General features: G+C 72.6%; 28 protein-coding genes. 15 read left to right on the top strand and 13 right to left on the bottom strand.

What is annotated here, in order from left to right:
* Positions 1-34 precede the first annotated feature (34 nt).
* Positions 35-1,477: an APC family permease gene (locus ACZ7EC_RS11405; RefSeq protein ID WP_471060972.1), complete on the top strand. Its 1,443-nt coding sequence runs from the start codon at positions 35-37 to the stop codon at positions 1,475-1,477.
* A gap of 138 nt (positions 1,478-1,615) precedes the next feature.
* Entirely contained in the window at positions 1,616-2,128 is a 513-nt protein-coding gene (locus ACZ7EC_RS11410) for a GNAT family N-acetyltransferase (protein ID WP_471062025.1), read from the top strand.
* 161 nt (positions 2,129-2,289) lie between these two features.
* Here ACZ7EC_RS11410 and ACZ7EC_RS11415 read toward each other — a convergent pair whose 3' ends face one another.
* A complete protein-coding gene (locus tag ACZ7EC_RS11415) occupies positions 2,290-2,736 on the bottom strand; it encodes an SPW repeat protein (protein WP_471060975.1) in 447 nt (148 codons plus the stop codon).
* Positions 2,737-3,066: 330 nt separating this feature from the next.
* On the opposite strand from ACZ7EC_RS11415, the gene ACZ7EC_RS11420 reads away from it, so the two are divergent.
* The 3 genes from ACZ7EC_RS11420 to ACZ7EC_RS11430 all read left to right on the top strand — a co-directional run bounded on the left by ACZ7EC_RS11420 (position 3,067) and on the right by ACZ7EC_RS11430 (position 5,733).
* Positions 3,067-3,444 carry a BlaI/MecI/CopY family transcriptional regulator gene (locus ACZ7EC_RS11420; RefSeq protein WP_471060978.1) on the top strand — a complete coding sequence of 126 codons (378 nt, stop codon included), beginning with the start codon at positions 3,067-3,069 and terminating at the stop codon, positions 3,442-3,444.
* Positions 3,445-3,460: 16 nt separating this feature from the next.
* On the top strand, positions 3,461-4,387 hold the full coding sequence (locus ACZ7EC_RS11425) for a M48 family metalloprotease (protein WP_471060980.1): 927 nt from the start codon (positions 3,461-3,463) through the stop codon (positions 4,385-4,387).
* Positions 4,388-4,662: 275 nt separating this feature from the next.
* Positions 4,663-5,733, top strand: a complete 1,071-nt coding sequence (locus ACZ7EC_RS11430) for an adenosine deaminase (RefSeq protein WP_471060984.1) — start codon at positions 4,663-4,665, stop codon at positions 5,731-5,733.
* Here ACZ7EC_RS11430 and ACZ7EC_RS11435 read toward each other — a convergent pair.
* Both ACZ7EC_RS11435 and ACZ7EC_RS11440 read right to left on the bottom strand, forming a co-directional pair.
* Complete coding sequence (locus ACZ7EC_RS11435) at positions 5,715-6,230, bottom strand: mycothiol transferase (protein ID WP_471060987.1); 516 nt, start codon at positions 6,228-6,230, stop codon at positions 5,715-5,717. The two genes, ACZ7EC_RS11430 and ACZ7EC_RS11435, sit on opposite strands and share 19 nt — an antisense overlap.
* A 55-nt stretch (positions 6,231-6,285) precedes the next feature.
* Positions 6,286-7,167 (bottom strand): LysR family transcriptional regulator, encoded by an 882-nt coding sequence (locus tag ACZ7EC_RS11440; RefSeq protein ID WP_471060990.1) that lies wholly within the window; start codon positions 7,165-7,167, stop codon positions 6,286-6,288.
* Between the two features lie 108 nt (positions 7,168-7,275).
* On the opposite strand from ACZ7EC_RS11440, the gene mgrA reads away from it, so the two are divergent.
* Positions 7,276-8,268 carry an L-glyceraldehyde 3-phosphate reductase gene (mgrA, locus tag ACZ7EC_RS11445; RefSeq protein ID WP_471062028.1) on the top strand — a complete coding sequence of 331 codons (993 nt, stop codon included), beginning with the start codon at positions 7,276-7,278 and terminating at the stop codon, positions 8,266-8,268.
* A gap of 129 nt (positions 8,269-8,397) precedes the next feature.
* Here the strand turns inward: mgrA and ACZ7EC_RS11450 are convergent, their stop codons facing one another.
* Positions 8,398-8,781, bottom strand: a complete 384-nt coding sequence (locus ACZ7EC_RS11450) for a nuclear transport factor 2 family protein (RefSeq protein WP_471060992.1) — start codon at positions 8,779-8,781, stop codon at positions 8,398-8,400.
* Between the two features lie 317 nt (positions 8,782-9,098).
* On the opposite strand from ACZ7EC_RS11450, the gene ACZ7EC_RS11455 reads away from it, so the two are divergent.
* Positions 9,099-9,509 (top strand): hypothetical protein, encoded by a 411-nt coding sequence (locus tag ACZ7EC_RS11455; RefSeq protein ID WP_471060995.1) that lies wholly within the window; start codon positions 9,099-9,101, stop codon positions 9,507-9,509.
* Here ACZ7EC_RS11455 and ACZ7EC_RS11460 read toward each other — a convergent pair.
* Positions 9,462-10,763 carry a streptophobe family protein gene (locus ACZ7EC_RS11460; protein WP_471060998.1) on the bottom strand — a complete coding sequence of 434 codons (1,302 nt, stop codon included), beginning with the start codon at positions 10,761-10,763 and terminating at the stop codon, positions 9,462-9,464. The genes ACZ7EC_RS11455 and ACZ7EC_RS11460 overlap by 48 nt on opposite strands.
* A gap of 182 nt (positions 10,764-10,945) precedes the next feature.
* On the opposite strand from ACZ7EC_RS11460, the gene ACZ7EC_RS11465 reads away from it, so the two are divergent.
* Positions 10,946-11,398 carry an ATP-binding protein gene (locus ACZ7EC_RS11465; RefSeq protein WP_471061001.1) on the top strand — a complete coding sequence of 151 codons (453 nt, stop codon included), beginning with the start codon at positions 10,946-10,948 and terminating at the stop codon, positions 11,396-11,398.
* A 61-nt stretch (positions 11,399-11,459) separates the two neighbouring features.
* On the opposite strand, the gene ACZ7EC_RS11470 is transcribed toward ACZ7EC_RS11465, so the two are convergent.
* Entirely contained in the window at positions 11,460-12,332 is an 873-nt protein-coding gene (locus ACZ7EC_RS11470) for an RNA polymerase sigma factor SigF (RefSeq protein ID WP_471061004.1), read from the bottom strand.
* A gap of 430 nt (positions 12,333-12,762) precedes the next feature.
* Here ACZ7EC_RS11470 and ACZ7EC_RS11475 point away from each other — a divergent pair, with 430 nt between their 5' ends.
* Positions 12,763-13,245, top strand: a complete 483-nt coding sequence (locus tag ACZ7EC_RS11475; RefSeq protein WP_471061007.1) for a VOC family protein — start codon at positions 12,763-12,765, stop codon at positions 13,243-13,245.
* A 119-nt stretch (positions 13,246-13,364) separates the two neighbouring features.
* On the opposite strand, the gene ACZ7EC_RS11480 is transcribed toward ACZ7EC_RS11475, so the two are convergent.
* Together ACZ7EC_RS11480 and ACZ7EC_RS11485 are read right to left on the bottom strand one after the other, a co-directional pair.
* Entirely contained in the window at positions 13,365-13,520 is a 156-nt protein-coding gene (locus tag ACZ7EC_RS11480) for a hypothetical protein (RefSeq protein WP_471061011.1), read from the bottom strand.
* A 35-nt stretch (positions 13,521-13,555) separates the two neighbouring features.
* A complete protein-coding gene (locus ACZ7EC_RS11485) occupies positions 13,556-14,566 on the bottom strand; it encodes a zinc-binding alcohol dehydrogenase family protein (protein ID WP_471062031.1) in 1,011 nt (336 codons plus the stop codon).
* 138 nt (positions 14,567-14,704) lie between these two features.
* On the opposite strand from ACZ7EC_RS11485, the gene ACZ7EC_RS11490 reads away from it, so the two are divergent.
* The 5 genes from ACZ7EC_RS11490 (at position 14,705) to ACZ7EC_RS11510 (ending at position 18,364) form a co-directional block, all read left to right on the top strand.
* Positions 14,705-15,499, top strand: a complete 795-nt coding sequence (locus ACZ7EC_RS11490) for a VOC family protein (RefSeq protein WP_471061014.1) — start codon at positions 14,705-14,707, stop codon at positions 15,497-15,499.
* Positions 15,500-15,544: 45 nt separating this feature from the next.
* Positions 15,545-16,243 (top strand): ribonuclease H family protein, encoded by a 699-nt coding sequence (locus tag ACZ7EC_RS11495; protein WP_471061017.1) that lies wholly within the window; start codon positions 15,545-15,547, stop codon positions 16,241-16,243.
* A 65-nt stretch (positions 16,244-16,308) separates the two neighbouring features.
* On the top strand, positions 16,309-17,292 hold the full coding sequence (locus ACZ7EC_RS11500) for an aldo/keto reductase (protein ID WP_471061020.1): 984 nt from the start codon (positions 16,309-16,311) through the stop codon (positions 17,290-17,292).
* Between the two features lie 52 nt (positions 17,293-17,344).
* Complete coding sequence (locus ACZ7EC_RS11505) at positions 17,345-17,842, top strand: DUF6328 family protein (protein WP_471061023.1); 498 nt, start codon at positions 17,345-17,347, stop codon at positions 17,840-17,842.
* A 33-nt stretch (positions 17,843-17,875) separates the two neighbouring features.
* Positions 17,876-18,364 carry a GNAT family N-acetyltransferase gene (locus ACZ7EC_RS11510; protein ID WP_471061025.1) on the top strand — a complete coding sequence of 163 codons (489 nt, stop codon included), beginning with the start codon at positions 17,876-17,878 and terminating at the stop codon, positions 18,362-18,364.
* 12 nt (positions 18,365-18,376) lie between these two features.
* Here ACZ7EC_RS11510 and ACZ7EC_RS11515 read toward each other — a convergent pair whose 3' ends face one another.
* The 5 genes from ACZ7EC_RS11515 to ACZ7EC_RS11535 all read right to left on the bottom strand — a co-directional run bounded on the left by ACZ7EC_RS11515 (position 18,377) and on the right by ACZ7EC_RS11535 (position 22,799).
* Positions 18,377-18,802 (bottom strand): SsgA family sporulation/cell division regulator, encoded by a 426-nt coding sequence (locus ACZ7EC_RS11515; protein ID WP_471061027.1) that lies wholly within the window; start codon positions 18,800-18,802, stop codon positions 18,377-18,379.
* A gap of 67 nt (positions 18,803-18,869) precedes the next feature.
* A complete protein-coding gene (locus ACZ7EC_RS11520; RefSeq protein WP_471061030.1) occupies positions 18,870-19,841 on the bottom strand; it encodes an LLM class F420-dependent oxidoreductase in 972 nt (323 codons plus the stop codon).
* A gap of 77 nt (positions 19,842-19,918) precedes the next feature.
* Positions 19,919-20,881: a pyridoxal-phosphate dependent enzyme gene (locus ACZ7EC_RS11525; protein WP_471061032.1), complete on the bottom strand. Its 963-nt coding sequence runs from the start codon at positions 20,879-20,881 to the stop codon at positions 19,919-19,921.
* A gap of 19 nt (positions 20,882-20,900) precedes the next feature.
* Positions 20,901-21,578, bottom strand: a complete 678-nt coding sequence (locus ACZ7EC_RS11530; protein ID WP_471061035.1) for an AIM24 family protein — start codon at positions 21,576-21,578, stop codon at positions 20,901-20,903.
* A 54-nt stretch (positions 21,579-21,632) separates the two neighbouring features.
* Complete coding sequence (locus ACZ7EC_RS11535) at positions 21,633-22,799, bottom strand: serine hydrolase domain-containing protein (protein ID WP_471061038.1); 1,167 nt, start codon at positions 22,797-22,799, stop codon at positions 21,633-21,635.
* 334 nt (positions 22,800-23,133) lie between these two features.
* Here ACZ7EC_RS11535 and ACZ7EC_RS11540 point away from each other — a divergent pair, with 334 nt between their 5' ends.
* Entirely contained in the window at positions 23,134-24,894 is a 1,761-nt protein-coding gene (locus ACZ7EC_RS11540; protein WP_471061042.1) for a M4 family metallopeptidase, read from the top strand.
* Positions 24,895-24,911 lie beyond the last annotated feature (17 nt).

A 24,911-nucleotide genomic window follows, 5' to 3' on the forward strand; every position in this document is an offset into this window, starting at 1 on the left:
TAGGGTCCCCTCCCCGACGCTTCCAGGAGTCCCCATGTCCGGTAGCCCGCCGCCTCCGGGCGGCTTCGTCCGCCGGGTCGGGCTGTTCCAGGCCACGGCCATCAACATGAGCCAGATGTGCGGCATCGGACCGTTCGTCACCATCCCGCTGATGGTCGCCGCCTTCGGCGGGCCCCAGGCGGTCGTCGGGTTCGTCGCGGGCGCGGTGCTGGCCCTGTGCGACGGACTGGTCTGGGCCGAGCTGGGCGCCGCGCTGCCCGGCTCCGGCGGCAGTTACGTCTATCTGCGCGAGGCCTTCCGCCACCGCACCGGCAGGCTGCTGCCGTTCCTGTTCGTGTGGACGGCGATGCTGTTCGTCCCGCTGATCATGTCCACGGGCGTGGTCGGCTTCGTCCAGTACCTCGGCTATCTCGCCCCCGGCCTCGGCGGCCCGGCCGGCGACCTGACCGGCCTCGGCGTCATCGCCCTGGTGGTGCTCCTGCTGTGGCGCGGCATCGAGCACATCGCGCGGATCGCGGCCGTGATGTGGACGGTGATGATCGCCTCGGTGGTCCTGGTGATCGCCGCCGCCGCGACGGACTTCAGCCCGCACCTGGCCTTCAGCTACCCGGCGGGCGCCTTCGACCTGACCGGCGGCCACTTCTGGGCCGGTTTCGCCGCGGGCCTGACCATCGGCGTCTACGACTACCTCGGCTACAACACCACCGCCTACATGGGCGCCGAGATCAAGGACCCCGGCCGCGTCCTGCCGCGCTCCATCGTCTACTCGATCCTCGGCATCATGGCGATCTACCTGCTGCTCCAGATCGGCACGCTCGGCGTGGTCGACTGGCACCGCATGAGCGACCCGGACGACATCGCGTCCACCTCGGTGGCCTCCGCGGTCCTGGAGCGGACCTGGGGCAGGGGCGCCGCCGACACGGTCACCGTGCTCATCCTGATCACCGCCTTCGCCTCCGTGTTCACCGGCCTGCTGGGCGGCTCGCGGGTGCCGTACGACGCGGCGCGCGACCGGGTCTTCTTCCGGCCGTACGCCAGACTGCACCCCCGGCACCGCTTCCCGACGCTGGGCCTGGCGACCATGGCCGTGATCACCGCGGCCGGCTTCCTGATCGGCCGGCACACCGATCTCGCGACCCTGATCCAGCTCCTGACCACCGTGATGGTGCTGGTGCAGGCGCTGGCCCAGATCGTGGCCCTGACGGTGCTGCGCGCCCGGCGCCCGGAGCTGCCCCGCCCGTACCGCATGTGGCTCTACCCGCTGCCGTCCCTCGTGGCCTTCACCGGCTGGTGCGTGATCTACGCCTGCGCCGACCACAACTCCCCGCGCCGCCACCCGATCGAATGGTCCCTGGCCTGGCTGGCCCTCGGCTGCGCCGCCTTCCTGCTCTGGGCGCGGCGGGAGAGGGTCTGGCCGTTCGGGGCTAAGGAGAGCGGCGAGGAATGCCCGGCGGGGCGGGACGCCGAGACCGTGTGAGCCTCAGGGGTCTATGCTCCGATCAGCGTGAGAAGCCTCCCCGGCCCGGACGAGAGTCCGCCGGGGAGGCTTTCGTTCATGACCGACGACGTGAGCGACAAAGTGACCGACAAGGTGACGGGCAATGCGACCGGCACCATGAACGAGACCCTGACCGCGGACGTCCGTGTCCGCTCCGCGACCAGCGACGACCGGCCCGCCGTCGAGCGGCTGTGGCTGATGTTCCGCCATGACATGTCCGAGTTCCAGGGCGGCCTGCCCGCGGGCGACGGCACGTTCCGCAGCGAGCGGGTGGAGGCCGCGTTCACCGGCGACGGCTGGGCGCCCTACCTGCTGACCCGCGGTGATCGCCTCGCCGGATTCGCCTTCGTACGGGGGCTCGACGGGCCGGTGCGCGTGCTGAACAGCTTCTTCGTGGTGCGGGGCGCCCGGCGCGCGGGGGTGGGGCTGAGGGCCGTACGGGAGGTGCTGCGGCGGCATCCCGGGCCCTGGGAGGTCGCTTTCCAGCGGGACAACGCGGCTGGGGCGGCCTTCTGGCGGCGGGTCGCGGAGGAGGTCGCGCCGGGCGAGTGGGGCTGCGCGGAGCGGGCGGTGCCGGGGCGGCCGTCGCTGCCGGCGGATCTGTGGCTGAGCTTCACCGTGCGGCGCTGAACGGGGTCAGGTTCCCGGACAGGAGGCGCGGGACCGCGGGGGAGGGCCGGTCCGCTGGGCGCACCGGCCCTCCGTCCTTCTTCCTTCCGTGTTCTGCTTCCCTTTCTCGTTCTCGACGATCCGCTCCTTCCTCGCGCGTTCTCGTCGTGCTTCCTTCCCCGCTAGGGCCTGGGCGTGCTCTTCGTGGCCTTCGCCGACGTCGCGGCGCAGACGATTCCGAGGAGGAGGGCCAGTGCGCCGATGACGACGTTGTTGATGATCACGCCGGCGTCCGGGGCGCTGCCCACGATCCACGGAGCGATGATCATCCAGACGCCCAACGCGCACATCGCCCAACTGAGGCCGTACATCCGCTCGGGGGCCCTGGTGAATCCCAGTGCCAGCAGCCCGATCGCGATACCCATGATCAGGTTGTGGGTCATGAGCGCCGGCTGGACGGCGGAGTAGTGCAGGATCCAGGGCGATGCCGCGCAGTACAGACCGAGCAGGAACACCGGCCCGTCCACGAGCGCCACATCACGACCGCCGAGCATGCGGGCGTAGCGTTCCCGCATTTCGGGGACATCCGGGTGAGTCGATATGTCACCCCTGTGCGACACGTTGGCCATGACTTTCGTCTCCTTCGAACGCGCAGGCCAGACCGCTGGTGGGTGCGGTGTCCGCGGGCACCGCAGTACCCATTTTGCGCTTGTTCACGGTGTATGGGTAGCGGTGGGGCGAGTTGTCGTGTATGGGGTAAGCGGCTCCCGCCGCAGCGGCCCCGACATCGCCCGCACCGCCGCTCCCCGCCCCGCGCCCCCGCCAGGGGCGCCGCCGGACGGGCGGCACGCCGGGCCGCGGCTTCCGCGAAGGACGGGCGGGTCCGGGGCGCGCGGTCGTATGACTACTATCGTGTAGACGGTCCGCACGCGGACGACGAGGAGGGTGAGGACGTTCCCATGACCGACGGCAAGGACGAGCGCCGGCCGGCCGGTGGACTGGAGGCGAGCGTCATGGCCGCGCTCTGGGCCGCCGGGGGGCCCCTGACCCCGGGACAGGTCCAGTCGAGTCTGAGCGCGGACCTGGCGCGCACGACGGTGACGACGATCCTCAGCCGGCTGCACGACAAGGGCGTCGTCGAGCGGCAGCGCAAGGGCCGCGGCTTCGTGTACTTCCCCGTCCAGGAGGTCCAGGACGCCCACGGCCTCACCGCCCGCCGGATGCACAGCGAGCTGGACCGGGACAGCGACCGCGAGACCGTGCTCGCCCGCTTCGTCGCCCAGCTCAACCCGGACGACGAGCGCATCCTCCGGGACCTCCTCGAAGCCGACGGCTGATGAAAGCCCCCGCCCGATGACCGCCCTGCTCCTGCTGCCTCTGCTGCTGCCCTGCGCCCTGCCCGCGCTGGCCCGGCGGGCCCTCGCCCGGCTGGCCCCGGCCGTCGCGCTGTGGGCCGTCACGGGCTGCGCGGTGGTCCTCGCCGGCTGCTCGCTCGCCGCACTCGGCGCCTTCGTGCTGATCGGGTTGCTGCGACTGCCCCTGTTCGCCGCGTTCGGCGAGTTCATCCACCCGCTGCACACCGCCTCCGCGGTGATCGTGGTCCCCGCCGCGGCCACCTCGGTCGGCGCGCTCGCCGTCTGCTGCTGGACCCTCGTGCGCTCGGTGCTGCGCCAGAGCCGGGCCTTCCGCCTCGCCCGCACCGAGGCCGGGCGCCGGCCCGCCGCCGGTGACCTGTGCGTGGTGGACTCGCCCCGCCCCGACGCCTACGCGCTCCCCGGCCGACCGCACCGCATCGTCGTCACCACCGCGATGCTGCGCAGCCTGGACGGGCCCGAGCGGGAGGCGCTGTTCGCGCACGAGCGGGCGCACAACGAGGGCGGTCACCACTATTTCCTCGCCGCCGCCGAACTCGCCGCGCACTGCCACCCCGCGCTGCGGCCGGTCCGTACGACCGTCCGGCTCGCCGCCGAGCGGGCCGCCGACGAGGCCGCGGCCGCGCGGGTGGGGGACCGGCGGCTGACCGCACGGGCCATCGCCCGCGCCGCCCTGGCCGGGCACGCCGCCGCCACCGCGCGGCCCGACTTCGTGGCCGGGGCGACCACGGGGCCGGTTCCGCAGCGGGTGCGGGCCCTCCTGGACACGCCCGGCGGGGCCCGCGCGGGCCGGGCCGTCGCCGCGCTGCTCATCGCCTGCACCGCCCTGTCCGGCGCCGCCGCCGCGGCCGGGCTGGCGGACTTCCACCACCGGGTGGAGGTGGCACAGGGCGAGGCGGCGCCCTGAGCCTGCGGCGACGACGCCACCCCCACCTCGACGCGCAGCGCCGTGACCCCGCCGCCCCGCCACGAATCCCCGCGCCCCGCCTTCAACCCCCGGCGCGCCCCCGACACTTCCTCTCCGCATCCTCCCGACCCCTCGTGAACGCGCGTAGACAACTCCTCGGCAACGCGCGTAGACAAGGATCCGGTTTTACGTATAACCTCACCGGCTAACTACTCCCGTCGGCACCGTCGGCCGCCTGATCGACCCCGGTACAACCTGCTGAGGAACGCCCTGCCATGACCGCCCCCCGCATCGACACCGACACGCTCCGCCGCCTCCCCAAGGCCGTGCTGCACGATCACCTCGACGGCGGCCTGCGCCCCGCCACCCTCGTGGAGCTGGCCGCCGAGGCCGGGCACCGGCTGCCCACCACGGACCCGGACGAGCTGGCCGCCTGGTACGTCGAGGCCGCCAACTCCGGTGACCTGGTGCGCTACATCGCCACCTTCGAGCACACCCTCGCCGTGATGCAGACCCGTGAGGGCCTGCTGCGCACCGCCGAGGAGTACGTCCTGGACCTGGCCGCCGACGGCGTGGTCTACGGCGAGGTGCGCTACGCCCCGGAGCTGAACACCCGCGGCGGGCTGAGCCTCGCCGAGGTCGTGGAGGCGGTGCAGGAGGGCCTGGCCGCCGGCATGGCGAAGGCCGCCGCCGCGGGCACCCCGGTGCGCGTCGGCACCCTGCTGTGCGGCATGCGGATGTTCGACCGCGTCACCGAGGCCGCCGACCTGGCCGTGGCCTACCGGGACGCCGGGGTCGTCGGCTTCGACATCGCCGGCGCCGAGGACGGCTTCCCGCCCGCCGACCACCTCGCCGCCTTCGAGCACCTGCGCCGCGAGAGCGTGCCCTTCACCATTCACGCCGGCGAGGCGTACGGCCTGCCCAGCATCCACCAGGCGGTGCAGGTGTGCGGCGCCCAGCGCATCGGGCACGGCGTGCGGCTGACCGAGGACATCGTGGACGGCAAGCTCGGCCGGCTCGCCTCCTGGGTGCGTGACCGCCGTATCGCCCTGGAGATGTGCCCCACCTCCAACCTCCAGACCGGCTGCGCCACCTCGATCGCCGAGCACCCGATCACCGCGATGAAGGACCTCGGCTTCCGGGTCACCCTGAACACCGACAACCGCCTGGTGTCGGGCACCACGATGACCCGTGAGATGGCGCTGCTGGTCGAGGAGGCCGGCTGGGGCGTCGAGGACCTGCGGACGGTCACGGTGAACGCGGTCAAGAGCGCGTTCATCCCGTTCGACGAGCGCAAGGCCCTCATCGAGGACGTGATCCTGCCCGGCTACTCCGCCGCGCTCTGAACCAGCCCCTTGAGGTAGGCCGCCTGTCCGACGTGCTGGAGATCGTCGGACAGGACGCTCACCAGGCGCACGCCCAGCGTGACCGGCGGGTCCCAGCGCTCGTCCACGACGCCTTCGAGGTCCTTGGCGGCCAGTGAGCGCAGCGCGCCCAGCGTCTGCTCGTGCACCGCGTCGTAGTACCCGGTCAGCAGATCGGCGCTCGCCACCCGCACCTTGGCGACCTTGGCCGGGGTGTGCCCGTAGCCGGTGTCGCCGCGCGGCAGATCGAGGCCGAACCGCTTCTCCCAGCCGTCGGAGAGCCATACCTGGTCGAGGCCGAAGGCGTCGGCGATGTGGTCGTCCTGCACCCGCGTGAGATGCCAGACCAGCCAGGCGATGGTGTTGGCACCGGGCGCCGGACGGTGGTGCAGCTCGTCCGGCCCGAGCCCGTCGAGGGTGTCGTGGACTTCTTCCTGGATGCGGCCGTAGCCGTCGATGAGGATGTCCTTGGCATGCATACCGTCCACCATCACAGACGCACGGCCCGCACGCGCCCGGAATCGGACAGACGTCTCAGCCCCCGGCCTCCAGCAGGGCGACGAGCGCGCGGGCGGCGGGGCTGGTGGACCGCTCCGGCGGCAGCAGCGCCACCGTCTCGTACTCGGCCTCGCCCGTGCCCTTGAGCGGGAGCGCGGTGAGCGTGGGCCGCTTGTGCCGGAAGTGCCGGGGTACGACCGCGATGCCCAGGTTCTCGTCCACCAGGTCCAGCAGCGTGTGGACGTCGTTGACCTCCAGCGCGACCGTGCGCCGCACCCCCGCCGCGGCGAAGGCGGCGTCGGTGGCGCGCCGCGGCCCCCAGTCCGGGTGGAAGTCCACGAAGACCTCACCGGCGAGGTCGTCCGGCGCCGGCAGCGCCCCGGCCGCGGCGAGCCGGTGCCGGGGATGGCACAGCACGGTCATCGGCTCGCTGGTCAGCGACACCGAGCGCGACTGATCGCCGTCCGCCCGCGTGCGGTAGGCGAACGCCAGGTCCAGTCGCCCCGCGGCCACCTCCTCCGCCAGCGCGCCCGAGCCCGCCTGGCGCAGCCGGATCTCCACATCCGGGTGCGCGCCCCGGAACGCCGCCAGCAGCCGGGCCACATGCACCCCGGCGATGCACTGCTCGGTACCCAGCGCCAGCGTGCCGCGCAGCACGCCCTGCACCGCCGCCACCGCCTCGTGCGCGGCGCGCACCTGCGCGAGGATCCGCTCGGCCTCCACCAGCAGTGCCCGCCCCGCCTCCGTCAGCGTCACCCGGCGCGTGGTGCGCACGAACAGCGGCGCCCGCAGCTCGCGCTCCAGCGCCCGGATGGACGCGGACAGGCCCGACTGGGACACCATCAGCCGCTCGGCGGCCCGTGTGAAGTGCTGGTCCTCGGCGACCGCGACGAAGTGCTGGAGATGGCGCAGTTCCATGATTGAGCAGCCTAACCGCTCAATCCGATCCGATTCTCCCGTTGGACCGCAGGGCGCCGCCGGAGGAATCCTTGACCGGAAGATCCGTGCCGACCCCCTGGAGTCGTGTTGTACACCGCATCCCCCGACCGTTACGCCGAGATGCCCTACCGGCGCACCGGACGCAGCGGCCTCAAACTCCCCGCGCTGTCGCTCGGTCTGTGGCACAACTTCGGCCCCGACCGTCCGGTGGAGACCCAGCGCGCCATCCTGCGCCGCGCCTTCGACCTCGGCGTCACCCACTTCGACCTGGCCAACAACTACGGCCCGCCGCCCGGCGCCGCCGAGTCCGCGCTCGGCGCCGCCCTCGCCGGAGACCTCGCGCCCTACCGCGACGAACTGGTCGTCTCCACCAAGGCCGGCTACCTCATGTGGCCCGGCCCGTACGGTGAATGGGGCTCGCGCAAATACCTGCTCGCCTCCCTGGACCAGAGCCTGAAGCGGATGGGCCTGGAGTACGTCGACATCTTCTACTCGCACCGCCCCGACCCGGACACTCCGCTGGAGGAGACGATGGGCGCCCTGCACACGGCGGTCCAGCAGGGCAAGGCGCTCTACGTCGGCGTCTCCAACTACTCCGCCGAACAGACCCGGCAGGCCGCGCGCATCCTCGCCGACCTCGGTACCCCGCTCCTCATCCACCAGCCGCGCTACTCGATGCTCGACCGGCGCCCGGAGGACGAGGGCCTGCTCGACGCGCTGGACGAACTGAAGGTCGGTTCCATCGTCTACTCCCCGCTGGAGCAGGGCCTGCTCACCGGCCGCTACCTCGACGGCATCCCGGAGGGCTCCCGCGCCGCCGGCGACAGCCCGTTCCTGGGGCCCGACGCGGTCACCGAGGACCTGGTCGGGCGGCTGCGCGCGCTCCAGGAGATCGCCGTCTCCCGCGGCCAGACCCTCGCCCAGCTGGCCCTCGCCTGGGTCCTGCGCGGCGGCCGGGTCACCTCCGCCCTGGTCGGCGCCAGCAGCGCCCGGCAGCTGGAGGACAGTGTCGGCGCCCTGCGCAACCTGGACTTCGACGCGGAGGAGCTGAAGCGGATCGACGCGATCGTACGGTCGTAGCACCGGCCCCCTCCGCGCGCCGCCTCCTCCGGCATCGCACCCCGCGCCGACCTCCCGGCGCGGCCTCCGCCGATCCCCGCACGCGGCCCGGCTCCCGCCCTCTCGGACAGGAAGCCGGGCCGCGTGCCGTCACGCACCCTCGGGGGCCCGGTCCAGGAACCCCATGACCTGCCGGATACGGCCCTCGCCGTCCAGCGTCACCACGTCGGACCCGGCGACCGGCGCCGAGCCGTCGGCCTCGTTCACCAGCTCCCAGCCGAAGCGCGCCACGTCGTGGTGCCCGTCCACCGCGCCCAGCGGGCGGAAGACGAAGCCGGGGAACTGCTCGTGCACCGCGGTGATCACGGCCGCCAGGGCGTCGTGCCCGCGGACGTCGGCGAGCGGGTCGGTGTAGGAGCCGTCCGGGGTCCAGGCGGCGGCGACGGCCTTGCGCAGCGCCTCCGGCTCGGTGGCGTTCCAAGCCTCGAAGTAACGCGCGGCGGCGGTCTCGTAGCGTTCGGTGTTCACGGACATGGCGGATCAGCCTCCATCGGAGTCGTCTGTGCTGGTCGTCGGCCGGATCGAGGTCTGGCCGACCCGGTGGAACCACCATGCCCGAGGGGTGCCGGGCGGGTCGATTACCTCCGGGGTCATGCCCGCACCGCCCCGCCGGACCCCACCATTTCCCCCGAAAAGGATGGGGAATATGCCACCAGAGTGGCCGGAAAGTCGTGGTGACAGTGTTTCGGCCGGGGCGATACTCGAACAGCGAGGGGCACTTCACCGCATGGAGCCGCACGGAGAGCGAGGTCCGCCCGGCACACCCGGACGAGGCGACGGGGGAGTGATACGTGCACGACGAATTCCTGTGCCATGTCACGGCATACGGGGTGTGCGACGGCCGCCGCATCGGCGTACCGCTCGGCACCTACCGCGCGCCGACCCTGGCACTGGCCCTGTGGTGGCTGCGCGACCGCGCGTCCTGGATCGCCGAGCGGCTCGACCCCACCCCGGAGGCCGCTCCCTTCCCGGCGGGGGCGCTGGTGCCGGTCGCGGAGACGGTGGCCGACGTGCCCGCCCTGCTGCGCGCCTGGTGCGCCGACGACGTCCGGCAGGAGCGCGTCGCCGAGGAACTGGCCCAGGGCCGGCTGGTGCGGATCGCCGCGTACGACGACACCACGGAGTACGAACTGCTCGCCGAGTCCGTGGACGCGCTACGGATGCAGCGCACCCTTCCCGCGCTCGTGCTGCCCATCGGATGACCGCCGCCCGCGGCGCACCGCCGACGCGAGCAGATGCCCGAGGAACCCGGCGACCAGCCCCCACAGCGCGCCCAGGCCCACCGCCTGCCAGGTGCGCGGCCGCAGCAGCAGCTCCCCGGACAGCCCGCCGCCCAGGTCGCCGATGCCGAGCAGGGACAGCCCGTAGTGCGCGGAGATCCGGCACAGCAGGCAGATCGCGAGCACGGTGAGGGCGAGCGCGACGGCGAGGCGGGCGGCGTCCAGCCACAGCGGGGTCCGGGGCGCCGAGCGCAGGGCCGCCCGGACGGCGACGGCGAGCAGCAGCACCCCGGCCGCCACCGGCAGCCACGCCATCCGGCCGTCGTACTGCGTCAGCGTGCGCAGATCGACCTCGGAGACATCGGGGGTGCGCAGCAGGACGTCCAGGATGTGCGGGACCGGCAGCCCGAACGGGCCGTCCACCCGGCCGTTCCAGGTCGCGCCGAGACCGACGGTCAGCGCCGGCCAGACCAGATTGGGCAGCCCGAGCAGGATCAGCGCGAAGGTCGTACGGGCATCCCCCCGGCCGGCCGCCGTGCCGAGCGCGACCGCCAGCCCCACGACGACCGCGGCCAGCAGCAGCTCCACCATCGCGCGGGCGGCCGGCCGCGCCCCCGCCCGCCACCGCGCCGGCCGCCCCGGCAGCGGCACCCGGCGCGCCACCAGCAGCGCGACGACCAGCACCCCGGCCAGCCACAGCAGCGCGAACAGCACGGTCGGCGGCACGTCCGCGGCGAACCCGACTCGCGGCTCCGCCTCGAACAGCGAGGTCAGATCGTTCAGGGTGCCGCTGCCCACGTCCACGGCGAACGTCTCGCGGGCGGCGAACGCGAGCCCGGTGAGTGCGAGGAGCCACAGCACGGCGATCCGCGCGGCCCAGCCGGCCAGCGCCCCGGCCGAGGCGAGGGTCCGGTGGCGCAGCGGGCGCAGGAAGCCCGCGCCGACCACCAGGGCGCCGACCAGCGTCACGGACAGGGGGAGTACACTGATCCCGGCCTCGGTCCTGGCCAGGGCGCCCGCGTCACCGGCGAGCCGGACGCTGCCGCCGACGGCCGTGACCACGGTGGCGGCCAGCACCCGCGGGAAGGCGCCGTCCGGCAGAGCCGCCGCACCCGCCGCCCACAGCCCGGCCGCGGCCACCAGTACCATCACTGCGAGCCCGGTCAGCACCACGGCCAGCGCCTGCGGCCAGCCGTGCCGGGCGGCGGGCCGCGCGGAGACGGTCAGGGGGCTCACATCTGCCACGCTAAGCAGCGGCGGGGCGGGCCGCCCGCCGGGAGGGCCGTCCGCGCCGCGAGCGTGACGCTCGCCACTGTGCGCGGCGGGCGAACGCCTGGACTGCGGGACGCGGCTCGGGGTAAGAGGACTGGTGCGCATACGGCCGACACACCGGGCCACCGGCCCGCGAGGAAGACAGCATGACCGAGTATCTGGGCGGGGCAGTGATACCGACCGGCTTTGACGTACCCGTCGAGCCGCTGAGACGCGCGGCGCATTTCACCGGTGAACCCGGTTGCATCGCCGAGGCGCGGGCCTTCGCGGCACAGTTCCTGGAGCAGTTGCGCACCGAGTGGTGCGCGGCGATCGACCGCGCCGCGGACGGTGAGCTGCTCCTGCTGGTGAGCGAACTGGTCACCAACGCCGACCGGCACAGCGACGGCCCCTACATCCTGGAGCTGGAGGGCACGGACGCCTCCGTCACGGTGTCCGTCTGCGACAGCAGCACGGCCCTGCCCCAGATCTTCCCGAAGAACCCGCGGCGCATCGGGCGGCACGGCCTGGAGATCGTGCACGCCCTCGCCACCGAGGTCACCGTCGAGCGGGTCCCGGTCGGCAAGCGCGTGGTCGCCCGTTTCGCACTGCGGCGCTGAGCGCCCGGACCGTCTTTCGGTACCGGGCGCTCAGCGCGCGGACAAACCCTCTTACGCCGGCTCAGGCGCAGCCCAGCTCGCCCAGCATTCCCTGGCGCAGCCGGGCGATGATCCGCTTGATCAGCCGTGACACATGCATCTGGGAGCAGCCGAGCCGTTCCCCGATCTCCGCCTGGGTGGCCTCCTCCACGAACCGCAGATGGATGATCTGCCGGTCCCGCTCGCTCAGCTCCGCCATCAGCGGCGCCAGCGCGTGGAAGTCCTCCACCAGGCGCAGCCCCTCCTCCTCCACGCCGATGAAGTCGGCGAGCACCGCCTCGCCGTCCTCGGGGCCGTCGCCGGTGAGGGCGGCGTCGAGCGAGGAGGAGTTGTAGCCGTTGGCGGCGAGCTGGCCCTCCAGCACCTGCTCCTCGGAGAGGTTCATCAAGGTGGCCAGCTCGGCGACGGTCGGCTCGCGGTCGAGGCGGCTGGACAGCTCCTCGCGCGCCTTGGCCAGCTCCACCCGCAGCTCCTGGAGCCGCCGGGGGACGTGCACCGCCCAGGTGGTGTCGCGGAAGAACCGCTTGATCTCGCCGACGATGTACGGCAGCGCGAAGGAGGTGAACTCCACCTCGCGCGACAGTTCGAATCGGTCGATGGCCTTGATCAGCCCGATCATGCCGGTCTGGACGATGTCTTCCATGTCGTCGCCGCGGCCCCGGAACCGGCCGGCCGCGAACCGCACGAGCGACATGTTCATCTCGATGAGGGTGTTGCGCGCGTACTGGTACTCGTGGGTCCCCTCTTCCAGCTCGGCGAGCCGGCGGAAGAACTGGCGGGACAGCTGGCGGGCATCCCTCGGGGCCACGGAGGTGGGGTCCGCGATGCCGGGCAGTGTCCCCGACTCCGCCTCGTCCTGCCCGGTCCTCTCGATGACCGCTGTCTGCGCCCGCATCCCGGCGGTATCCATTACCTCTCCCACGAAAGTCACGTTTCGACGTCTGCCCATGTCGGCCGCTTTTTCTGGTCCCTGCACTGTTGTGTGCTCGGCGTGTACCCCGGATCCGGCGCTTCATTCCCGCCGGTGGAGTGGTTCACGGCGCTGGTACCCCCGGTGACTCGGTGCATGCCCGTCCCCTGCGGTACTGGCGCGAAACCGCCGTTCCGCGCCACCCCGGCGCACCTCCGGCGGCCCGCGACCGTCCCCGAGGTGGTCGGTCGCTCCCCGAGATTCCGGCGAAATCGTGCGCGCGTCCCGGCCCGGCGGGCGCCGACTCCCCCACCGCCATGGAGTGACCGCCGCGGCCGGATTTCGCCCCGCCGATGAGTTCCGGGCCGCCCGCCGGTCTGCACCCCGACCGTATTTCCCCACCACGGAGGTGCTCATGACCGCGGACGGCTTCACCACCTGTCTCTGGTTCGACGGCCGGGCGGAGGAGGCCGCGCGGTATTACGTGTCGGTCTTCGAGAACTCCCGCGTCGACCGCGTCACCCGGCACACCGCGGCCGGACCCGGCCCGGAGGGCTCCGTGCTGGCCGTGGAGTTCACGGCCAACGGCCAGCGGTTCGTGGCGCTCAACGGTGGACCCCAGTTCACCTTCGACGAGGCGATCTCCTTCCAGATCCTCTGCTCCGACCAGCGGGAGATCGACCACTACTGGAACCGGCTCACCGCGGACGGCGGCCAGGGCGGCCCCTGCGGCTGGCTCAAGGACCGGTACGGCGTCTCCTGGCAGGTCGTCTACGACCGGCTGCTCACCCTGATGACCGACCCGGACCCGGAGAAGGCGGCCCGGACGGCCCGCGCCATGATGAGCATGGGCAAACTGGACGCCGCCGCCCTGGAGAAGGCCCACGCGGGGGAGTGACAGGAAGGCCGCCCCGAGCGCGCCGCCGCCTCACCCGGCCTCGGCGAGGATCCCGGCGATCACATGCCGGGAGTTCTCCGCCAGGGCCGGATTGGTGTCTCCGTAGTACGGGAGCTGGATCAGCAGTACGGGAGCTGGATCAGCGCGACCGACATGGTGGTACGGCTCCCAAGGCACCCGGCGCGGTCCCGGATCTGGCGCACGAGGTCGGTGCCGCGCCGCGCGTCGAGGTCGAGTTCGTCCGGGTGCATCCGCTGCGCGTTCACGGCAGTCATCCGAGCGCCCCGACGCCTTTGCTGTCGAGCGGACTTCAGCGCCCCGCGGAAGGCACCAGCACCGCCGCGCCGTCGAAGCGGCCCGCCTTCAGGTCGCGCAGGGCGTCGGGGGCCCGGTCCAGTGGATAGGGGTGGGTGGTGGCCCGGACGCCGTAGCGGGCCGCCAGGGCGAGGAACTCCCGCCCGTCCGCGCGGGTGTTGGCGGTGACGCTGCGCAGCTCCTTCTCGTAGAACAGGTCCGTCTCGTAGCGCAGCGGCGGTACGTCGCTGAGGTGGATGCCCGCCACCGCCAGCACCCCGCCCCGGTCCAGGGCGCGCAGCGCCACCGGCACCAGATCGCCGGCCGGGGCGAACAGGATCGCCGCGTCCAGCGGCTCGGGCGGCCGCTCGTCCAGGCCGCGCGCGGACGCCGCGCCCAGCTGAAGGGCGAGCCGGCGCGAGACCTCGTCCCGCGTGATCACATGCACGGTGGCGCCCTCGGCGAGCGCGACCTGCGCGCACAGATGGGCGCTGCCCCCGAAGCCGTAGAGGCCCAGGCGCCCGCCGGGCGGCAGCGCACAGCGGCGCAGCGCGCGGAAGCCGATGATCCCGGCACACAGCAGCGGCGCCGCCGGCACGTCGTCCAGCGCCTCGGGCAGCCGGTAGGCGAAGGCGGCCGGCACGGTGGTGTACTCGGCATAGCCGCCGTCCGCGTCCCAGCCGGTGTACTGCGAGCGCGGGCACAGGTTCTCGGCGCCCCGCGCGCAGCAGGCGCACACCCCGTCGGTGCGGCGCAGCCAGGCCACGCCCACCCGGTCGCCCGGCGCGAAGCCGAAGACCTGCGAGCCGAGCCCCGCCACCTCGCCGACGACCTCGTGTCCGGGTGTCACCCCGGCCCGGTGCACCGGCAGCTCGCCCTCGGTGACATGCAGATCGGTCCGGCAGACCCCGCACGCCCGGACCCGCACCAGCAGCTCGTCCGGTCCCGGCGCGGGCACCGGCCGCTCCACCGGCTTCAGCGGCTCGCCCTCGACCGGTCCCGGCGCCACCACCGACCACGCCCGCATCGTCGCCATCGCCCGTGCCCTTCCGCAGCCGGATCCTCCTCCCCAGTGTCCGGCAGCACTCCGCTCGGCGCGCGGCCCCGCCAGGGGCTGGCTAGCGTGGGCGGACGGGGCCCCGACGACATCAGGAGGGCGGCGGGCATGGCCGTACCACCCGAGGGAACGCCCTGCTGGGCCGACGCGATGTTCACCGACCTGGAGGGCGCCAAGAAGTTCTACGGCGACGTCCTCGGCTGGACCTTCGGCGACTCCCCGGCGGAGTTCGGGCACTACACCCAGGCGACGGTGAACGGGAAGGCCGTCGCCGCCCTCGTCCCGCCCATGCCCGGCCTGGAGGGCCAGTCGCGGTGGTGCCTGTACTTCGCCTCGCCGGACGCCGCCGCCACCGCCGAGAAAGTACGGCGGCACGGCGGCGACGTCCTGCTGGAACCGATGCGGATCGGCTACATCGGCACCATGTGCCTGGCCCGCGAGCCCAGCGGGGCCGTGTTCGGGGTGTGGCAGGCGGGCACCCACGAGGGCTTCGGGGAGACGGCCGTACCGGGCGCCTACTGCTGGGCCGAGGTGTTCACCCGCGAGCCCGAGAAAGCGGACGCGTTCTTCCGCGCGGTCTTCCCGTACCGGATCAAGGACCTCGTGGACGACGCGGTGGACTTCCGGATGTTCGCCGTAGGCGAGGACACCGTGCTCGGACGCATGCGGATGACCGAGGACTTCCCGCCCGAGGTGCCGTCCTCCATCAACGTCTACTTCACCGTCGCCGACTGCGACGAGGCCGTCGCCCGAGCGACCCGGCTCGGCGGCGTCGTCCGCTTCGGGCCGATGAGCAGCCCCTTCGGCCGGTTCGCGACGCTCAGCGATCCGCAGGGCGCCGACTTCTCGGTGATCGACATCACCACCACCGAGGGGGAGCCGCCGCGGATCGAGGACGTTTGAGCGGGGGCCGCACAGGGCCGGTCGGGGCACCTGCGCCGCCGTGGGATGATCGTGCGCATGCGTGAACGAGTGGTGGCCGCGTGCGACGGGGCTTCGAAGGGAAACCCCGGTCCGGCCGGATGGGCGTGGGTGGTCTCGGGTGACGACGAGCGGACGCCCGCTCGCTGGGAGGCCGGCCCGCTGGGCCGGGCCACCAACAACGTCGCCGAACTCACCGCCCTGGAGCGGCTGCTGAGGTCGGTCGACCCCGCCGTGGAGCTGGAGATCCGGATGGACTCCCAGTACGCGATGAAGGCCGTCACCACCTGGCTGCCCGGCTGGAAGCGCAACGGCTGGAAGACGTCCGGGGGCAAGCCGGTCGCCAACCAGGAGCTGGTGGTCGGCATCGACGCGCTCCTGGAGGGCCGCTCGGTGGAGTTCCGCTACGTCCCGGCCCACCAGGTCGACGGCGACCCGCTCAACGACTTCGCCGACCGCGCCGCCAGCCAGGCCGCCCTCGCCCAGGAGGCGGCGGGCAGCGCGCTGGGCTCACCGGTGCCGCCGCCCTCGCCCGATACGCCCAAGTCCAGTGCCCCGCGCAAGAAGACGGTCCGCCGCACCGGGGACGCGTCGACCTCCTCGCGCACCATCAAGGCGAAGTTCGCCGGGCGGTGTCTGTGCGGCCGCTCCTACGCGGCGGGCGAGTCCATCGCCAAGAACGCGCAGGGCTGGGGCCACCCGGAGTGCCGTACCACCGGGGCCTGAGCGGGCGCCGCGCAGGAGTGGCCCGCCCTCCCGCGCGGCCGGGCGCCGGGTGACAGACTGTCGCCATGGACGAACGTGTAATCGACAGGTCGGGTCAGTGGGCGTCGGTGGTCGGACTCGGCACCTGGCAGCTCGGCGCGGACTGGGGCGACGTGGCCGACAAGGACGCGCTGGCCGTCCTGGAGGCCGCCGCCGAGTCCGGGGTCACCTTCTTCGACACCGCCGACGTCTACGGCGACGGGCGCAGCGAGCAGACCATCGCCGCCTTCCTGAGCGGCCGCCCCGACCTTCATGTGCTGGTGGCCACCAAGATGGGCCGCCGCGTCGACCAGCTCCCCGAGAATTACGTCCTCGACAACTTCCGCGCCTGGAACGACCGTTCGCGGCGCAACCTCGGCGTCGACCGGATCGACCTGGTCCAGCTGCACTGCCCGCCCACCGCCGTCTACTCCACCGACGCGGTGTACGACGCGCTGGACACCCTGGTCGAGGAGGAGCGCATCGCCGCGTACGGCGTCAGCGTGGAGACCTGCGCGCAGGCGCTGGCCGCGATCGCCCGGCCGAACGTGGCCAGCGTGCAGATCATCCTCAACCCGTTCCGGATGAAGCCGCTGCGCGAGGTGCTGCCCGCCGCCCGCGCGGCCGGCGTCGGCATCATCGCCAGGGTGCCGCTCGCCTCCGGCCTGCTGTCCGGCAAGTACACCAAGGACACCGTCTTCGCCGCGAACGACCACCGCACCTTCAACCGGCACGGCGAGGCCTTCGACCAGGGCGAGACCTTCTCCGGCGTCGACTACGCCACGGGCGTGGAGGCGGCCGCCGAGTTCGCGGCGCTCGCCCCCGAGGGCTACACCCCGGCCCAGCTCGCACTGCGCTGGATCATCGAGCAGGAGGGCGTCACCACCGTCATCCCCGGCGCCCGCAACCCCGAGCAGGCCCGCGCCAACGCGGCCGCCGCGAAGCTGCCGCCACTGCCCCCGGACACGTTCACCGCGATCCGGGACCTGTACCAGCAGCGGATCGCGGAGCAGGTCGAGCACCGCTGGTAGCCGCGCCACCGCCCGCCGTTTGAAGGAACGGCCGGGCGGTTACCTGCTTCCCATGACCGGGGAAGGACAGCGCAGCGGGCGCGACGAGACCGAGGAGGAGCGGGCGGACCGGATGTGGGGTGAACTCATCCAGGAGGTCCGCGTCGCCCAGACGGGCGTGCAGATCCTGTTCGGCTTCCTGCTGACCGTCGTCTTCCAGCCCAAGTACGCCCGGCTGCCCGACATCGACCAGCACATCTACATCGTCACCGTGGTGCTCGGCGCCTGCGCCACCGGCGCCCTCATCGGCCCGGTCTCCCTGCACCGCCTGGTCTCCGGCCGCCGGGTCAAACCCCGAGCGGTACGGATCGCCGCCCGCCTCACCTTCGTCGGCCTGGTGCTGCTGCTGGCCACCATGACCGCGGCCCTGCTGCTCATCCTCCGGGTGGCCACGCGGGACAGCTATGTGCCCTGGCTGGTCGCGGGCGTCGTCGCCTGGTACCTGGTGTGCTGGTACGGCCTGCCGCTGTGGGCCCGGCGCCGGCACACCGAGGGCGCGGAAAACCGGTAACGGCCCGGCGACCGGGGCGCGTAGGGTCCCGCCATGCCCGAGCTGCGGCCACTGCGCCCCGACCACGCCCCCGCGCTGCTCGCCTTCGAGCGGGAGAACCGGGCGTACTTCGCCCGGACCGTCCCCGACCGGGGCGACGACTACTTCGCCCGCTTCGGGGAGCGGCTGCGCGACCTGCTCGCCGAACAGGAGGCGGGCGTCTGCCGGTTCCATGTCGTGACCGGCCCGGACGAGGAGATCCTCGGCCGGATCAACCTCGTGGACCTGGCGGACGGCGGCGCCCATCTCGGCTACCGGATCGCCGAGCGCGCCGCGGGCCGGGGGCTGGCGACATGGGCGGTACGGGAGCTGTGCGCGCGGGCCGCCGACCGGTACGGGCTGACCTTCCTCATGGCCGCGACGACGCTCGACAACACGGCCTCGCGGACCGTGCTGGGGCGCACGGGATTCTCCGTGACCGGTGAGACCCGGCTCTCCGGCCGACCGGGCCTCACGTACCGCCGCTCGCTGACCTGCCCCTGACCCCGGCCGTCCTCATCCCAGGGCGAGGATGTCCGCCAGCAGCTCGTCCACCGGGGCCTGTTCGCGGCCGGGCGGCACGATCTCGCGGGTCTCGCGCAGGAACGCGGCGACGGCCGGCGCCCAGGCGTACACCACCGCGCGCTGCCGCCCGCCGTCCGGGCGCGCGTCGCCGAGGAACTCCAGGCGCAGCTCCTGCCACACCCCGGTGCCGGCCGGCCGCAGCCGTACGTCGCCGATGCCGACCGGCCTGGTCAGCCCCTCGGCGAGCATCTCGCGGTCGAGGCGCCACTGCGCCAGCACCCGGCCGTCGTGGGCGAAGACGGCCGTGACGGCGAACGGGTCGGCGGCGTCGTAGCCGAGGTGGACGAGGACCGGGAAGCGGCCGGTGCCGGGGGTGTGGAGCTGCACCACCAGGGTCTGGTGCACGAAGGCGTTCACGCGGGGACCTCCCAGGACGATCTGCGTAGGACCCCCAGGTACCCCGTTCGCCCCGGTCGAGCACTCGTCAGCCGAACGCCTCCCGCAGCGCGGGCAGCAGGGTCTTCGCCGACCAGTCCAGGAACTCCGGCTGGGTCTCGCCGCCGATCTGCACCAGCGCGACCTCCTCGAAACCGGCCTGCGCGTAGGGCCGTACGGCCTCGACGAAGTCGTCCGGGTCGTTGCCGCACGGGATGGAGGCGGCCACGTCGTCGGGGGTGACGAACTGCGTCGCGGAGTCGAAGGAGTCCGGGTGCGGCAGCTCGGCGTTCACCTTCCAGCCGAGCCCGAACCAGCGGAACTGGGCGTGGGCGCGCTTGACGGCGGTGTCCCGGTCGGGGTCGTAGCTCACCGGCAGCTGGCCGACGCGGGGCTTGCCGCGGCCGCCGTGGCGGTCGAAGGCCGCCAGCAGATCGGGCTTCGGCTCGGTCGCGATCACCAGGTCGCCGTGCTGCCCAGCGAGCCGGCAGGACTGCTCGCCGGAGACCGCGATGCCGATCGGCGGGGCCTGCTCCGGCACGTCCCACAGCCGGGCCGACTCCACCTGGTAGTGCCGGCCGTGGTGGGTGACGTGCTTGCCCTCGAACAGCGCGCGGATGATCTGTACGGCTTCCTCCAGCATCTCGTGGCGTACGTCGACGGGGGGCCAGCCGCCGCCCACCACATGTTCGTTCAGGTTCTCGCCGGCGCCGAGCCCGAGCCGGAACCTGCCCTCGGAGAGCAGTTGCACGGTCGCCGCCTTCTGCGCCACGACGGCCGGGTGGTAGCGCCGGATGGGGCAGGTCACGTAGGTCATCAGCGGAATCCGCGAGGTGGCCTGCGCGGCGGCGCCCAGTACGGTCCACGCGTAGGGGGCATGCCCCTGCGCCCGCAGCCACGGGAAGTAGTGATCCGAGATCACCGAGAAGTCGAACCCCACTTCTTCGGCCCCGACCACATGCTCCACGAGCTCTCGCGGCCCGGCCTGCTCGGTCATCATCGTGTATCCGATTCGCACCATGCCCCCCGAGTCCCCGGCCCGGCGGCCATGAAAACAGGGGAGGAGAGTGGTGGCCGAACCAGGGAGCCGGCCCCCGTCTACCCCAGCGCGAAGCGCTCCGTCCAGGCGGTCAGCTCGGGCAGGGTCGTGTTGCCGCCGCAGACCACGAGGCCCAGGCGGGCGTCGGGGCCGACGCGGGAGACGACCTCCCGTGCGGCCGGGAGCAGGCAGCCCGCGGCCGGTTCGGTCCAGAGTTTGGCGTGGGTGGCCAGGTCGAGGCTGCCGCGGACGGCCTCCCGGTCCGGGACCACCAGGACGTCCTCCACCAGCTCGACGGCATGGTCGTAGGTCAGCCGGCACACCGCGGGCGCGCTGAGCGTGGTGACCAGGGAGGACAGCGCGACCGGCACCGGGCCGCCCGCCCGCAGCGCGGCCGACATCGCCTCCGCGCCCGCCGTCTCCACGCCCCACACCCGCACTCCGGGCCGCCGCGCCCGCAGCGCCGCCGCGACGCCCGAGATCAGCCCGCCCCCGCCGATGCTGACGACGACGTCCGTCAGCTCCCCGGCGGCGTCCTCGGCCAGTTCGAGGCCGACCGTGCCCTGCCCGGCGATCACGACCGGGTCGTCGAAGGGGTGGACCAGTGTCAGCCCCTCGTCCGCGAGCCGCGTCCCCAGCTCGAAGGCGGCGTCCATGCCGTCGGTCAGCCGCAGCGACGCCCCGGCCTCCTCGGCGAGCGCGAGCGAACGCGCGGGCGCGGTGCGGGGCATCACCACCGTCGCCTTCACCTCGAGGGCCGCCGCCATCACCGCGAGCGCGATGCCGTGGTTGCCGCCGCTGACCGCCACCACGCCCGCCGCCCGCTCCGCCTCGCTCAGCGACAGCAGCTTCGCCGCCGCCCCGCGCGCCTTGAACGAGCCGGTGCGCTGGAGCAGTTCGAGCTTGGCGGTGACCGGCACGCCGAGCAGCGCTTCGAGTCCCGGACTCGCCACGGTCGGCGTCCGCACCACGTGCGGGGCTATCAGTTCGGCCGCGGTCTCGATCTCGGAGATACCGATCAAGGTGTGCCACCCTTCCCGTTCAGTGCTGCTGCGGCTTGTGCTGGGTCAGCTCGCTCGGGCGTACGACGACCACGCCCTCGCCCCGGAGCATCAGCTGCACCGCCTCCCCGGAGCCGCCGCGCAGCATGGACCCTATCGACTGCGAGCGGTGCAGCGAGGTCTCCAGCGCCTCCGTCCAGCCGACCACCGCGTCCGTGTCGACGTACACCGGCTGCTCCGCCGTGACCGGGATGACCAGCGGATTTCCCTCGCAGACCAGCCCGAGCCGGCCGCTGCCCGCGAACACGGTGTTGAACAGGCCGCCCGCGGTGACGCCCGAGCCCTTCACCGTCCGGATCTCGTACGACAGCGACGGGTCGAAGCACAGCACGTGCCGGCCGCCCACCGTGAACCGGTCGCCGGGCTCCAGCTCCACCACGAAGCAGTTCTGCGCCTCGTGCGCGAGCCACACCTCGCCCCGCCCGCGCACCGCCATCAGCGGCAGCCCCTCGCCGGTGACCGCGCGCTTGAGCATGCCCCCGACGCCCTGCCCCTTGCGCTCGAAACGCAGATCACCGCGGTGGGCGACCATCGCGCCCTGCCGGGCGTACATCTCGCCGTCCACCGCGTACCTGAGGCACTTGGCGTTCTCGACGGACATACCGGGTTCGACGGTCGCCCGCACCAGGTGCCGGCCGGAAAAGAGATCACCCTTCATGCGGGCATCCTGACCCGGCGGCACACCATCTGCCAAGATCGGGACGCGAGGCGCCTACTCCTTGCCCGCCCCTTCGGGCCACCGCTTGCCCTGCTTCCCGCAGAACGCCGAATCCAGCGTCCCGGCGAGCGTGCTGAGCACCTTGCCGTTGTTCGACGTGGTGGCGACGGCCGTCATGCTCCGCCCGCCGTCCTTGGTCGCGAACGCGTACGTGTAGTAGCCCTGCACCGCCCCCGTGTGCCCGTACACCGAGATCCCGCAGGACAGATCGCGGCGGCGCAGCCCGAGCCCGTACGCGGTGGTGGCGTCGACCCGGTTCATCTTCTCCATCTCGGCGAGCCGTGCCGCGGACATCAGCTTCCCGCCGAGCAGCGCGCTGTAGAAGGTGTCCAGGTCCCGCGCGCTGGAGATGATCGCCCCCGCGCTCTGCGCCCACGACACCGTCTGCTCGGTGGCGTCGACCAGCGGATCGCCCGCCTTGTCGGGGGTGAGGTAGCCGTGGGCGTGGGTGCCGGGGATCGCGGTGTCGGGGTGCACGTAGAACGTGTCCCGGAGCTTCAGCGGCCCGAAGATGCGGTTCTGGTACTCGGTCCGCACCGAACGCCCGGTGATCTTCTCGATGAGCATGCCGGCGACCACGAAGTTGGTGTTCGAGTACGAGTACGCCGCGCCGGGCGCGTTGGTACGCGGGTGCTTCAGGGACAGCGCCACCAACTCGCGGTAGGTGAACACCTTGTCGCGGACCGCCTCGAAGCCGGGGACGCTGTCGGCGAACATGTCGTTCGTGAAGTCGTACAGCCCGCTGCGGTGGCCGAGCACCTGGCGCACCGTGATCCGGTCGTCCGGCAGCAGCCCCGGCAGATAGCGGTTCACCGGCGCGTCCAGCTCCAGCCGGTGCTCGTCGGCGAGTTGCAGCAGGACGACCGCCGAGAAGGACTTGGTGACGCTGCCGACGCGGAACCGGTCGCCCGCGTCCATGGCGCGCCGGGTGCCGCGGTCGGCGTACCCGTAGGTCGTCCGGTACACCGTGCCGTGGTCGTCGATCCGGGCCAGCGCGCCCGGCGCGCCCTGGGCCACCGCCGACCGCAGCACCGCGGTCACACCCGCGGTGTCGGGCGCCGCGAGCCCGTCCGCCGCGGCCGACTCCACCACCGGGACCGCGAGCAGCGACAGCGTGACCGCTGCGAGGACCGCACCCCTGCTCACCGTGGCTGACACCATCCGGCACCCACTCCCATCCGTACGACTGTCGATGCGACATCGGTCACATTCAGCCCTGGGAACCTAGGGGATCGAGGTCACGTCTCCACAGCCGACACACAGTTGGTCATTTCGCGATCACTCTCCGGCGCACATTTGCAAAGGATTGTCATAGAAGATCGCGAAATAGATCATTCCTGGTTTACGTGCTCATGACTGATCCGTAAGGGTGAGCCTTCGGGGCCCGACCAGCCCCGTGGCGCCGAAGCGCGCCATGACGCAGGGCGGTTGACGGTTCGCGCCGCCCTTCACCGAAGGAACCCTGATCAGATTGCGTACACCGCACATACGCTCAGTGGCGGTCGCCGTCGCGGTGGCGACGGCCGCCACGGGCCTGGCCGGCACGGCCTTCGCGGGACCCACGACGGGGGAGGCGCGCTCCGTCGCGTCCGTCAGCGACACCGCCGCCGTGGTGACCGCGGCCCGCGCCGCGGCCTTCGCGCACGCGTCCGCGACCGGCGTCTCCACGGGTGACGAACTCCACGCCCAGGACGTCATGCTGGACCCCGAGGGCGCCCGGCACGTCCGCTTCGAGCGCACCCACGACGGCCTGCCGGTGCTCGGCGGCGACCTCGTGGTCCACCTCGACCACCGGCTCGCCTACACCGGCGTGACCCGCGCCGCCGACCAGGCCGTCAAGCCGGCCGTCGCCGCGAAGGCCAAGCTGACCGCCGGTCAGGCCGCCGCCAAGGCCGCGCAGGCGGCCAAGGGCGAGGCGGGCACCGCCCAGCTCGTCGTGGACGCCCGCGACGGTGCCTCCGCGCTCGCCTACCAGGTCACCGTGACCGACCAGGACGGCACCAGCACCGTCGTGGTCGACGCCGTCACCGGCAAGGTGCGCAGCAACACGCCCGACAGCGACCAGTTCCTGTCGCCGAAGCTCATCAAGAGCCTCCAGCAGCAGGGCGTGACGGCCACCCCGAGCACGGATGCCGCCCGCGCCGCCGCCCTCGGCCGCGCCGACGCCCCCACCGGCGTCAAGTCGGCCTACCCGTCCGCCGCGAAGGGCACCGGCAAGACCCTCTACGACGGCAGCGTCGGTCTCACCACCACGCAGACCTCGCGCGGCCACTACCAGCTCGCCGACCCGAGCCGGTACGGCACCGAGGTGCGCGACGCCAAGGGCAAGACCACGGAGAGCTTCGGCGCCGGCACGAAGTTCACCACCACCACGAACGTGTGGGGCAACGGCACGACCGCCAACCGGGCCAGCGCCGCCGCCGACGCCCAGTACGGCATCACCGAGACGCTGGACTTCTACAAGAAGACGTTCGGCCGCAAGGGCATCGCCGACAACAGCAAGGCCGCCCACGGCCTGGTGCACTGGGGCAGCAAGGTCGCCAACGCCTTCTGGGACCCGACCTGCAACTGCATGCTCTACGGCGACGGTGACGGGCGGACCTTCAAGAAGCCGCTGGTCGTCCTCGACGTCACCGGTCACGAGCTGACCCACGGCGTGGTGGACGCGACCGCCAAGCTGGAGCCGACCTATGTCGACCCCGACGGCAACCAGTTCGGCGAGCCGGGCGCGCTCAACGAGTCGCTGGCGGACATCTTCGGCTCCAACGTCGAGTTCTACGCCAACAACAAGCAGGACAAGCCCGACTACCTGATCGGCGAGAAGCTGGGCCTGTCGCAGAAGTTCCTGCGCCGCCTGGACCATCCCTCGCTGGACAAGCTCGAGGGCACCATCGACTACTGGTCGCCGGCCGCCTACGACACCGAGGTGCACGCCGGTTCCGGTGTCTCGTCGCACGCCTACTACCTCCTCGCGGAGGGCAGCGGCAAGAAGACGATCAATGGCGTGGCGTACGACTCGCCGACGTACGACAAGTCCACGGTGAAGGGCATCGGCCGTACCAAGGCCACCGCCATCTTCTACCGTGCGCTGACCCGCTACATGGTCTCCACGACCGACTTCCACGACGCTCGCGTCGCGACGCTCCAGGCCGCCAAGGACCTGTACGGCGCGAACAGCACCGAGTACAAGACGGTGAACCAGGCGTGGGCGGCGGTCAATGTGACCGCCGCGAACACGCCGGCCGCCAGGCACTGACGGCCCCGCGCACGACC

The sequence above is a fragment of the Streptomyces sp. NPDC037203 genome, assembly GCF_055605065.1.

Coding starts and splice junctions, on each gene's coding strand:
- ACZ7EC_RS11405 (WP_471060972.1), top strand. CDS start 35: ATGTCCGGTAGCCCGCCGCCTCCGGGCGGCTTCGTCCGCCGGGTCGGG.
- ACZ7EC_RS11410 (WP_471062025.1), top strand. CDS start 1,616: ATGAACGAGACCCTGACCGCGGACGTCCGTGTCCGCTCCGCGACCAGC.
- ACZ7EC_RS11415 (WP_471060975.1), bottom strand. CDS start 2,736: ATGGCCAACGTGTCGCACAGGGGTGACATATCGACTCACCCGGATGTC.
- ACZ7EC_RS11420 (WP_471060978.1), top strand. CDS start 3,067: ATGACCGACGGCAAGGACGAGCGCCGGCCGGCCGGTGGACTGGAGGCG.
- ACZ7EC_RS11425 (WP_471060980.1), top strand. CDS start 3,461: ATGACCGCCCTGCTCCTGCTGCCTCTGCTGCTGCCCTGCGCCCTGCCC.
- ACZ7EC_RS11430 (WP_471060984.1), top strand. CDS start 4,663: ATGACCGCCCCCCGCATCGACACCGACACGCTCCGCCGCCTCCCCAAG.
- ACZ7EC_RS11435 (WP_471060987.1), bottom strand. CDS start 6,230: ATGCATGCCAAGGACATCCTCATCGACGGCTACGGCCGCATCCAGGAA.
- ACZ7EC_RS11440 (WP_471060990.1), bottom strand. CDS start 7,167: ATGGAACTGCGCCATCTCCAGCACTTCGTCGCGGTCGCCGAGGACCAG.
- ACZ7EC_RS11450 (WP_471060992.1), bottom strand. CDS start 8,781: ATGTCCGTGAACACCGAACGCTACGAGACCGCCGCCGCGCGTTACTTC.
- ACZ7EC_RS11465 (WP_471061001.1), top strand. CDS start 10,946: ATGACCGAGTATCTGGGCGGGGCAGTGATACCGACCGGCTTTGACGTA.
- ACZ7EC_RS11470 (WP_471061004.1), bottom strand. CDS start 12,332: ATGCGGGCGCAGACAGCGGTCATCGAGAGGACCGGGCAGGACGAGGCG.
- ACZ7EC_RS11475 (WP_471061007.1), top strand. CDS start 12,763: ATGACCGCGGACGGCTTCACCACCTGTCTCTGGTTCGACGGCCGGGCG.
- ACZ7EC_RS11480 (WP_471061011.1), bottom strand. CDS start 13,520: ATGACTGCCGTGAACGCGCAGCGGATGCACCCGGACGAACTCGACCTC.
- ACZ7EC_RS11485 (WP_471062031.1), bottom strand. CDS start 14,566: ATGCGGGCGTGGTCGGTGGTGGCGCCGGGACCGGTCGAGGGCGAGCCG.
- ACZ7EC_RS11490 (WP_471061014.1), top strand. CDS start 14,705: ATGGCCGTACCACCCGAGGGAACGCCCTGCTGGGCCGACGCGATGTTC.
- ACZ7EC_RS11495 (WP_471061017.1), top strand. CDS start 15,545: ATGATCGTGCGCATGCGTGAACGAGTGGTGGCCGCGTGCGACGGGGCT.
- ACZ7EC_RS11500 (WP_471061020.1), top strand. CDS start 16,309: ATGGACGAACGTGTAATCGACAGGTCGGGTCAGTGGGCGTCGGTGGTC.
- ACZ7EC_RS11505 (WP_471061023.1), top strand. CDS start 17,345: ATGACCGGGGAAGGACAGCGCAGCGGGCGCGACGAGACCGAGGAGGAG.
- ACZ7EC_RS11510 (WP_471061025.1), top strand. CDS start 17,876: ATGCCCGAGCTGCGGCCACTGCGCCCCGACCACGCCCCCGCGCTGCTC.
- ACZ7EC_RS11520 (WP_471061030.1), bottom strand. CDS start 19,841: ATGGTGCGAATCGGATACACGATGATGACCGAGCAGGCCGGGCCGCGA.
- ACZ7EC_RS11530 (WP_471061035.1), bottom strand. CDS start 21,578: ATGAAGGGTGATCTCTTTTCCGGCCGGCACCTGGTGCGGGCGACCGTC.
- ACZ7EC_RS11535 (WP_471061038.1), bottom strand. CDS start 22,799: ATGGTGTCAGCCACGGTGAGCAGGGGTGCGGTCCTCGCAGCGGTCACG.